This is a genomic window from Limosilactobacillus reuteri subsp. porcinus, assembly GCF_036621895.1.
Classification (GTDB): Bacteria; Bacillota; Bacilli; order Lactobacillales; family Lactobacillaceae; genus Limosilactobacillus; species Limosilactobacillus reuteri_J.
On sequence record NZ_LN887362.1, the window covers coordinates 35,597 to 45,096 of the forward strand.

General features: G+C 42.1%; 9 protein-coding genes. All 9 read left to right on the forward strand.

Going from position 1 to position 9,500, the window contains the following annotated elements; translation table 11 throughout:
• The first annotated feature begins 13 nt into the window (after window positions 1–13).
• A complete protein-coding gene (smc, locus tag AACL61_RS02900) occupies window positions 14–3,577 on the forward strand; it encodes a chromosome segregation protein SMC (RefSeq protein ID WP_339110970.1) in 3,564 nt (1,187 codons plus the stop codon).
• Between the two features lie 22 nt (window positions 3,578–3,599).
• On the forward strand, window positions 3,600–5,108 hold the full coding sequence (gene ftsY, locus AACL61_RS02905) for a signal recognition particle-docking protein FtsY (protein ID WP_339110971.1): 1,509 nt from the start codon (window positions 3,600–3,602) through the stop codon (window positions 5,106–5,108).
• Between the two features lie 14 nt (window positions 5,109–5,122).
• A complete protein-coding gene (locus tag AACL61_RS02910; protein WP_003663818.1) occupies window positions 5,123–5,464 on the forward strand; it encodes a putative DNA-binding protein in 342 nt (113 codons plus the stop codon).
• Window position 5,465: 1 nt separating this feature from the next.
• Window positions 5,466–6,911: a signal recognition particle protein gene (gene ffh, locus AACL61_RS02915; protein WP_153706072.1), complete on the forward strand. Its 1,446-nt coding sequence runs from the start codon at window positions 5,466–5,468 to the stop codon at window positions 6,909–6,911.
• Window positions 6,912–7,009: 98 nt separating this feature from the next.
• Window positions 7,010–7,285, forward strand: a complete 276-nt coding sequence (rpsP, locus tag AACL61_RS02920; protein ID WP_003663816.1) for a 30S ribosomal protein S16 — start codon at window positions 7,010–7,012, stop codon at window positions 7,283–7,285.
• A gap of 12 nt (window positions 7,286–7,297) precedes the next feature.
• Window positions 7,298–7,558 carry a KH domain-containing protein gene (locus AACL61_RS02925; RefSeq protein ID WP_003668367.1) on the forward strand — a complete coding sequence of 87 codons (261 nt, stop codon included), beginning with the start codon at window positions 7,298–7,300 and terminating at the stop codon, window positions 7,556–7,558.
• A 54-nt stretch (window positions 7,559–7,612) separates the two neighbouring features.
• Window positions 7,613–8,119, forward strand: coding sequence for a ribosome maturation factor RimM (rimM, locus tag AACL61_RS02930; protein WP_003663814.1), 507 nt, complete (start codon window positions 7,613–7,615; stop codon window positions 8,117–8,119).
• Window positions 8,119–8,877: a tRNA (guanosine(37)-N1)-methyltransferase TrmD gene (gene trmD, locus AACL61_RS02935; RefSeq protein WP_003663813.1), complete on the forward strand. Its 759-nt coding sequence runs from the start codon at window positions 8,119–8,121 to the stop codon at window positions 8,875–8,877. The genes rimM and trmD overlap by 1 nt, the downstream gene beginning before the upstream one ends.
• 10 nt (window positions 8,878–8,887) lie before the next feature.
• The coding region (locus AACL61_RS02940; protein WP_339110972.1) for an amino acid permease at window positions 8,888–9,500 on the forward strand (613 nt) is incomplete at its 3' end.

Sequence of the window (9,500 nt, forward strand, 5' to 3'; positions counted from 1 at the left end):
GTAGGAATAACTGATGCAATTATTGTCTTTAACTTTGGACGGCTTTAAGTCCTTTGCCCAAAAAACAACAATTAAATTTGAGCCTGGGATGACAGGGATTGTTGGCCCGAATGGTAGTGGAAAGAGTAATATTATCGAAGCTATCCAATGGGTAATGGGCGAACAGTCGGCTCATCATTTGAGGGGAGATCGGATGGCTGACGTTATCTTTAATGGGTCATCAGATCGTAAACCTTTAAACCGGGCCCTTGTTTCAATTACGCTAGATAATAGTGATCATTACTTAGCTAGTGAATTTACTGAACTTACCATTACTCGTAAAATATACCGCAATGGTGATAGTGAGTACTTAATTAACGACCAAAACGTTCGCTTAAAGGACATTACAGACTTGTTTATTGATTCTGGTTTAGGTCGAGAATCCTTTTCTATTATTTCCCAGGGGCGGATTGAAGAGATCTTTAACGGTAAACCAATTGATCGGCGGGGAATTATTGAAACCGTTGCTGGCGTTGCTAAGTATAAGAAGAATAAAGAAACAGCTGAAAAGCGGCTTACTACGACGATGGAAAACCTTAACCGGGTAAATGACGTTATTAGTGAGTTAGAAAAACAGATCGAACCTTTAGAAGAGCAAAGTGCAATTGCCCAAGATTACTTGGAACAAAAGAAACAATTTGATGTGCTTGATCGGACACAAACAGTTCGTCATTATGATGAGTACTATGAAAAGTTAACCAAATTAGGTGCCAAGCTCGATCAAGCAGAAGCGATGGTAAAGGACTATCAAGGACAAGCAGGCCGTGATCAGCAACAACTTGATAATTTGAAGCAAAAGCGCCAACAACTAAACGCAACTAAGGATCAACTTCAAGCAATCATCTTAAACCAAACGGAGGCAATTGCTAAGTATGAGAATCAGCAGTCGGTTTCCAGTGTTCGCCGCGAGCAGCGTGAAAATGAGCATCGGCGGTTAACTGCCCAACAGGCTGAACTCAATGCACGCTTAAAAGAGGTTAAGGCAAGCCAACAGTCAAATGACGAGCAATTGGCTGAACAAAAAGCACTGATTAATAGTCAGCAAGCTGAGTTCGAAGCAGCCAGAAAGATGAGTAGCAGTGAGCGGATCGCGACTCTAAAACAGCAAGTAGAGGATTTACGCAACCAACAAGTTAGCTTGATGCAGGAAAGAACAACGATTCACAATCAGCAATCTTTCTTGTCACGTAATCATGAACAGGCGATGAGTCTTCAACGACAAAATGTCGAGGAACTTGACGCTACTAAGAACCAGCTTGCAGAAATTAATCAAGAATTTGACCGCTACCGACAAGAAGTGGCTATTACTAAAGAAAATCTACAGAATGTCAACGAAAAACTAAAGGCGGCTCAAGATCACCGTGAAAAACTTAATTACGGGTACCAAACAAAGCAACGTGATTGGTATGCAGCATTAGGAGATGTGCGGTCGCTTAAGTCGCGAATTAACGCTTACCAGTCAATGGCCGATGAATATAGCGGCTATTATCGGGGCGTTCAAGAAGTCCTTCGGCAACGGCAGCAATTTCCTGGATTAGCGGGAGCAGTCAGCGAATTATTTGATGTTCCTGCCAAGTACACGCAAGCGGTTGAAACAGTATTAGGAAGTCAGCTTCAGCAATTAGTTGTTGATCGGCAAGCTACTGCTAAAGCAATTATTAACTTCTTGATTAAGACGCGCGCTGGCCGGGTAACTATTTTGCCGCTTGATACGCTTAGCCACCGGCGACCATTAAACATTTGGCCACAACTAACTGGCCTCCCTGGCTTTTTGGGTCGAGCAACAGAGCTTATTAGGTTTGATCAAAAGTTTCAGATTATTGCTGACCACTTACTAGGAACAACGGTTATTGCTGACAACCTTGATCATGCCACTGAGATTGCCCGCGCAGGTCGTCATATGGTACGGGTGGTAACCCTTGACGGTCAGTTGATCAATGCTAGTGGAGCTATGACTGGGGGAGCTACCCGTAGCCAACGGACAGGACTCTTAAGTCAAAAGCAAATGGCTAAACAACTAGAAGAGGAACTGAAAAATCAGGAACAGCTTGCAGCGAGCTTAGAGCAAGAAATTGCTAAACTACAACAAGCGCAAAAAGCGAACGAACAAGTAGTAGCTGATTATCAGCAACAAGTTCAGACTTTACAAGATAAGTTTCATGAGCAAGAAAGTAGTTGTCAGCTGATCTCAAGTAAGCATGAGACGCTTACTAATCGGGTACAGATTTTAGAAACCCAAAGTAAACAGCAAGACACTCAACATCAGGATTACGAATCACAAGTTCAACAAAATAATGAACAAGCTGATAAAGTAAACCAGGAATTGACGCAAGTTGTGGCAAAGATTAAGCAAATCCTTACTCAGATTGATGAATTACAGAATGATGAGTCGACTCAGGCACGACAATTAGCGCAAATGCAACAAAAAATTGCGGTGGCGGAAGAACGACTTCAACAATACCAACGTCAAAGTCAAGAATATAACCGGCAACGGCGAGAAGTTGAGGAGAGTTTAGAAAAGGTCACGATTGCAATCGCTGAGTTAACAACGCAATCAGCTAGTCAATCAACAAGTGAAAAATCGACACAGACAGCCTTAAAAGATGCTAAAGAAGAGCAGGCAAAAGCTAAGGTGCAACTGGAAGATAATTCAGTTGCTCTTGAAGAACTTGAGCAAAAGCTGTCACAAGCCGAAGCACATTATAATCGTCTGCAAGAACTTCAGCGGGCAGCCCTTGATGATCGTAATAACTTAAATGAAGAGCGCGTGAAGTATGAATCAATGGTTGACCAAGCTCTTAATCGATTATCTGAGCAATATTCTATGACCATTGATGAAGCTCGCCAGCAGATGAGTGAATTGGACGAAGAGACCTTGGCGACCCGGTTGAAGCTATTAAAGCGGGGATTGGATGATCTTGGTCAAGTTAATGTGGGAGCGATTGAAGAATATGAGCGCGTTCGTGAACGGTACGATTTCTTAAAGGGCCAACAAGACGACTTGCTCGCCTCTCAAGCTCAGCTTAATCAAACGATGGGTGAAATGGATGCCCAAGTCAAGAAACGGTTTATTACAACCTTTAATCAGGTTTCACAAAAGTTTGATGAGACGTTCCAACAAATTTTCTCTGGTGGTCATGCTAAACTTGTCTTAACCGATCCCCATGACTTATTAACAACTGGGGTCGATATTATGGCCCAACCACCAGGAAAGAAAAATCAACATCTTTCATTATTATCAGGTGGGGAACGAGCATTAACGGCGATTACCTTACTATTCGCTATTTTAAAAGTCCGCCCAGTTCCATTTGCAATTCTTGATGAACCAGAGGCAGCCTTGGATGAGGTCAATGTACAACGGTTTGCGCACTACCTCAGCAAATTTGGTACTGAAGGTCCACAATTTATCGTCATTACCCACCGCAAGGGAACGATGATGGACGCCGATGTATTGTACGGGGTTACAATGCAAGAATCAGGAGTTTCAAAGATGGTATCAGTGGACGTTGTTGATACTTTACAAGAGAGTGATAATTAACTAAATTTAGGAGGCTTCAAGTATGGGATTATTTGATATTTTCCGCCGTCATAAGAAAAAAGAAGAGGAAAAAACGCCTGATAGTTCAAGCGCAGTTGTTCAATCTGAAACCGCGCATGAAGATGAATCAGCCGATGCGACGAGTGCGGCGCCGGCTTCTGCCCCAACTCATCCGGAACCGGTAAATATTCCTCCTGCCGATAGCTATGAAGAAAAGATTAACCCGGATGGAACTCACGAAACGCTCCATAATGGGGTTAAAGAAGAGGAGACTAGCGAGGAAAGTCACACAGAAGAGGTAGCGGATTCAAGTATTTCTGAAGAAGAAGTACCATCATCTAGTACTCCGGATGAAACTATTTCTGCAGAAGGACCATCTTCTTCCAATACTGCTGAAACTGAAACAGCCGTTGAACCGACTGAAGAACCGACCGAACCCGTTGCAGAAGAAAAAGCGGTTGAAGAACCGGTAATGTCAACCACAGAGGAAGCGGCAGAAGAATCAAATGAGGCTGACAATTCTGAAGAAAATGATGGTGATGAGGAACAGGAACAACAACCTTCTTCTGAACCAGAAGAGGATCAAGAATCTGAAACAGTTAAGAAATACGATCGCGGGCTTGAGAAGTCCCGGACAGGCTTCGGGGCACGGTTAAATAAGTTCTTGGCTAATTTCCGGCATGTTGATGAAGACTTCTTTGATGATCTTGAAGATATGTTAATTGAATCTGATGTCGGCTATGATATGGCAATGAAGCTCAGTGATGAATTGCGAGAAGAAGTAAAACTGCAAAATGCTAAGAGCAAGCAGGATGTTTCCAACGTCATTATTGAAAAAATGGTCGAACTTTACGATGAGGCTGGTCAAGACGAAAATCCTGACTTAACCATGGCAAAAGAAGGACCAACTGTTATTATGTTTGTCGGTGTTAATGGAGCTGGAAAGACAACAACAATTGGTAAGATGGCCGCCCTCTTTAAGAAGCAAGGTAAGAAAGTTCTTCTAGCGGCTGCTGATACATTCCGGGCAGGGGCCACTGAGCAATTAGATGTATGGGCAAAACGCGATGGTGTTGACATCGTTACCGGACCAGAAAACGGTGATCCAGCGGCTGTCGTCTTTGATGCAGTAAAACGGGCAAAAGATGAAAACTATGATATCTTGTTCGTGGATACTGCTGGTCGTCTCCAAAACAAGGTTAACTTGATGAATGAGTTAGCTAAGATGAAGCGCATCCTTACTCGTGAAATCCCAGATGCTCCTCATGAAGTACTGTTAGTCTTAGATGCAACAACTGGGCAAAACGCTCTTAACCAGGCTAAGCTATTCAAGGAAAGTACCGATGTAACGGGGATTGTTTTAACAAAACTAGACGGAACTGCTCGTGGGGGAATTGTCCTTGCTATCCGTAATGAACTCCACTTACCGGTTAAGTATGTGGGGCTTGGTGAAAAGGTAGACGACCTCCAGAAGTTTGATGCTGGCGACTTTGTTTATGGCCTGTTCAAAGGGTTAGTCGAAGTTGACTAGACAGGTGTGACGATATGGAAATTGAAAAGAATTATCGGATAAATTCATTATTTGAGTTTTACCAACCCTTATTAACCAAAAAACAAAATGATTATTTAGAGCTTTATTACGGGGATGACTACTCATTGGGCGAAATTGCCGAGAATTTCCATGTTAGTCGTCAAGCCGTATATGATAATATAAAGCGCACAGAAAGCATATTAGAAGATTACGAGGCCAAATTGCATTTATATGCTGAATTTCAAGTTCGTAATCAACAGGCGGATCGAATTCAACGATACGTCCGAGAAAACTATCCAGATGATGCAACGCTCAATCACTTAGTAAATCATCTGGAAAGCTTGGAGGAAGAATAAAATGGCATTTGAAGGTTTAACAGATCGTCTGCAAAAGGCGATGGAAAAATTACGACGCAAACCCAAAGTTACAGAAGCTGATCTTCGGGAAACGATGCGTGAGATTCGGCTCGCCCTTTTAGAAGCCGATGTTAACTTTAAAGTTGTAAAAGACTTTGTAAAGACCGTTCGGGAAAAAGCAGCCGGGGCGGAAGTATTGAAAGGGTTAAATCCAGCCCAACAAATCGTTAAAATCGTTAATGATGAATTGACAAAGCTGATGGGGGAAGAAGCGGTTCCGCTTAATAAAGCACCGCACATTCCAACTGTTATCATGATGGTTGGTCTTCAAGGGGCAGGTAAGACGACCACTGCCGGTAAATTGGCTTTACGATTAAAGAATGAAAATCACGCGCGGCCAATGTTTATTGCGGCTGACATTTACCGTCCCGCCGCTATTACGCAGTTACAACAAGTTGCTGATCAGATTGATGTTCCTGTTTTTGAAAAGGGGACAGATGTTGACCCGGTGGAAATTGTTCGCGAAGGGATGGAAGTAGCCAAGAAAAATCATAATGATTATGTCATTATTGATACTGCTGGTCGGCTTCAGATTGATGAACAATTAATGGATGAGCTTGCAAACATTAAAGAACTAGTAAATCCAAATGAAATTTTGCTTGTTATTGATTCGATGACTGGTCAAAACGCAGTTAATACGGCTCAAGGATTCGATGATAAACTTGATATCACCGGGGTTATCTTAACTAAATTAGATGGTGATACTCGTGGTGGGGCTGCCATGTCAATCCGGGCAGTCACAGGTAAACCAATTAAGTTTGTCGGTGAGGGGGAAAAGATGGAGGATCTTGATGTCTTCCACCCTGACCGGATGGCTTCACGGATTTTGGGTATGGGGGACATGATGACCCTGATTGAAAAGGCCCAAAAGAATTTTGATGAAGAACAAGCCCAAGAAACAATGGATAAAATGCGTGAGAACACATTTGACTATAATGATTTCTTGGCGCAAATGGATCAGGTTACCAAGATGGGGCCGTTGGAAAACATTATTAAGATGATGCCGGGGATGGCTAATAACCCTGCCTTGAAGAATCTTAATTTGGATCCTAAGCAATTTGCTCATATCCGGGCCATTGTTCTTTCAATGACGCCAGAAGAACGTGAAAATCCTGATATAATGAATCCTAGTCGTCGTCGTCGTTTAGCAGCTGGTGCGGGACGCCCAATTGTTGAAGTTAATCGAATGATTAAGCAATTTAATCAAATGCGTAAGATGATGAAGCAGGTTACAAACGGTAACTTCAATGGAATGCAAAATATGTTTGGCGGACAAATGCCAGGTGGCAAGATGGGACAAATGGCAATGAACCGCATGGCGCGAAAAATGAAAAAAGACAAGCAAAAACGCATTAAAAAGCTTCGTAAATTACGAAAGAAAAAATAATTTCAAAAAATTTAAGCCTGTCAAGAAAAAATACTTTACATTCTATTTGAACACTGGTATATTATTATCTGTTAAAAGAAATCAGGGAGGTGCAAAGAATGTCTGTTAAAATTCGTTTAAAGCGCATGGGTTCAAAGAAGCGTCCATTCTACCGGATCGTTGTAGCTGACTCACGTGCCCCACGTGATGGTCGTTTTATTACTTCAGTAGGTACTTACAACCCATTGACTACTCCTAAGGAAGTCAAGTTTGATGAAGACGCTGTTATGGAATGGTTACAAAAGGGTGCTCAACCTTCAGATACTGTTCGTAACATGCTTCAAGCAGCTGGCGTTATGAAGAAGTACCACGAAGCAAAGTACGCTAAGAAGTAGTGATAATCAGTCATGGCTGAGACAGATATTGAGTCGTTAATTCGTAGTTTAGTTATTCCGCTATTGAAGCAGCCACAGGCATTGTCAATTACCCAAAAAGATGATGGACGTTACCATCGTTATATAATTGATGTTGCTCCCAATGATGTTGGCCGTCTAATTGGTCGACAGGGACACGTTGCCGCAGCATTGCGAACAATAGTCGAGGGTACTCAATCTCGACGGGCTAACTCTAAGCGAGTCCGGTTATTAATTAATGACCATCGTCACTAAATTTAAAACTCCCACACTAATCTGTGGGAGTTTTTGTCTTTTCAGGAGGAATTTATGGAATATTATAATGTTGGTAAAATTGTAAATACTCATGGTGTTCGCGGAGAAGTGCGCGTATTAGCAACTACTGATTTTATTGATGAACGATTTGCCAAGGGAAATACCTTGTACCTACAACAATCAGGCGAGCCTTTACCATTGACGATTGAAAGTACGCGGCAACATAAGGGGTTTGTTCTTGTTAAGTTTGTCGGCTACGATAATATTAATGATGTTGAACAATTCCGTGACCATGAATTAATGGTCAGTGCTGATGATCAACAGCCATTAGACGATGGTCAATATTACTACCACCAGATTATTGGATTAGACGTTGAAACAACAGATGGTCGTCATTTGGGGAAAATTAAGGAAATTTTATCTCCTGGTGCGAATGATGTGTGGGTTGTTGAACGTCCAGAAAAAAGAGATTTATTATTACCAGTGATTGATGATGTTGTTAAAAACGTTGACCTTGATAAGAATCTTGTAACAGTCGAATTAATGGAAGGACTTGAATAATGAGGATTGATATTTTAAGCTTATTCCCCAATATGTTTCAAGCAACAATGGGGGAATCCATTATCGGTAAGGCACAAGATAATGGATTTATCGACATTAATGTGACCGATTTTCGTCAATATACTACCGATAAGCATAATCATGTTGACGATGCTCCGTTTGGTGGGGGAGCTGGGATGCTTCTTCAAGCGCAACCGATTTTTGACGCAATGGATGCAATTCATGAACAAACGAAAGATCAGTATTCAAAGGGACGGGTTATTTTAATGGATCCCGCTGGTCGAAAATTTGATCAAGCCTACGCCAAAGAGTTAGCCCAAGAAGATCACTTAACATTTATCTGCGGGCATTATGAAGGATATGATGAACGAATCCGTAATTTAGTCACCGATGAAGCGTCTCTTGGTGACTATGTATTAACAGGTGGGGAATTAGCAGCGATGGTGATGATTGATGCGACCGTCCGCTTTGTTCCTGGTGTCCTCGGCAACATGTCTTCACCAATGGGAGATTCATTTAGTAACGGTTTGCTAGAATATCCTCAATATACACGTCCGGCAGATTTTCGGGGGATGAAAGTACCGGAAGTTCTTACGAGTGGTAATCATCAGAAAATTAAAGAATGGCGGATGCGTGAATCGCTACGACGGACTCTTCACCGCCGACCAGATCTTTTAAAAACTGCTAAGCTCAGTCGGGAACAGCAATTAATGTTAGAAGATATTAAGCTGGATGAAGATCCAACTGTTCCAGACTAAGGTGATGTGAATGAAAAAATTAATTAAACGACTATTTCTTAAGCAGAACCCCCACGTTTATGAAGAAAAGGATGCACAATTAACCCCTAGTTTGCGAACAAGAGACTTAATTGGATTAGGAACTGGGATGGTAGTGGGAACGGCTATCTTTACTTTGCCAGGGATTGTGGCAGCTGAGCATACTGGTCCTGCCGTTCCATTAGCCTTCATTGTAGCCGCAATTGGCGCAGGATTATCGGCATTAGCCTATGCAGAAACGTCCTCGGTACTGCCTTTTGCTGGTTCCGCTTTTTCCTGGATCAATGTTTTGTTTGGTGAATTCTTTGGCTGGATTGCTGGCTGGGCGCTTTTAGCTGAATATTTTATTTCAGTGGCTTTTGTTGCGTCTGGGTGGTCAGCCTATATGCAAGGATTCCTTGGGAGTTTTGGGATTAAATTACCGCATGCCTTAACTGGTGGGTTTGATCCACATACAGGGTCTTATATTGATATTCTGGCCGCCTTTGCAATTCTAATTGTTGGAGTTTTAATTTCCCGCGGTGTTCATCAGGTTAGCCGGATTGAAAATATTATTGTTAGTGTAAAACTACTAGTAATTTTAATGTCCCGAAATGTCAATTTAA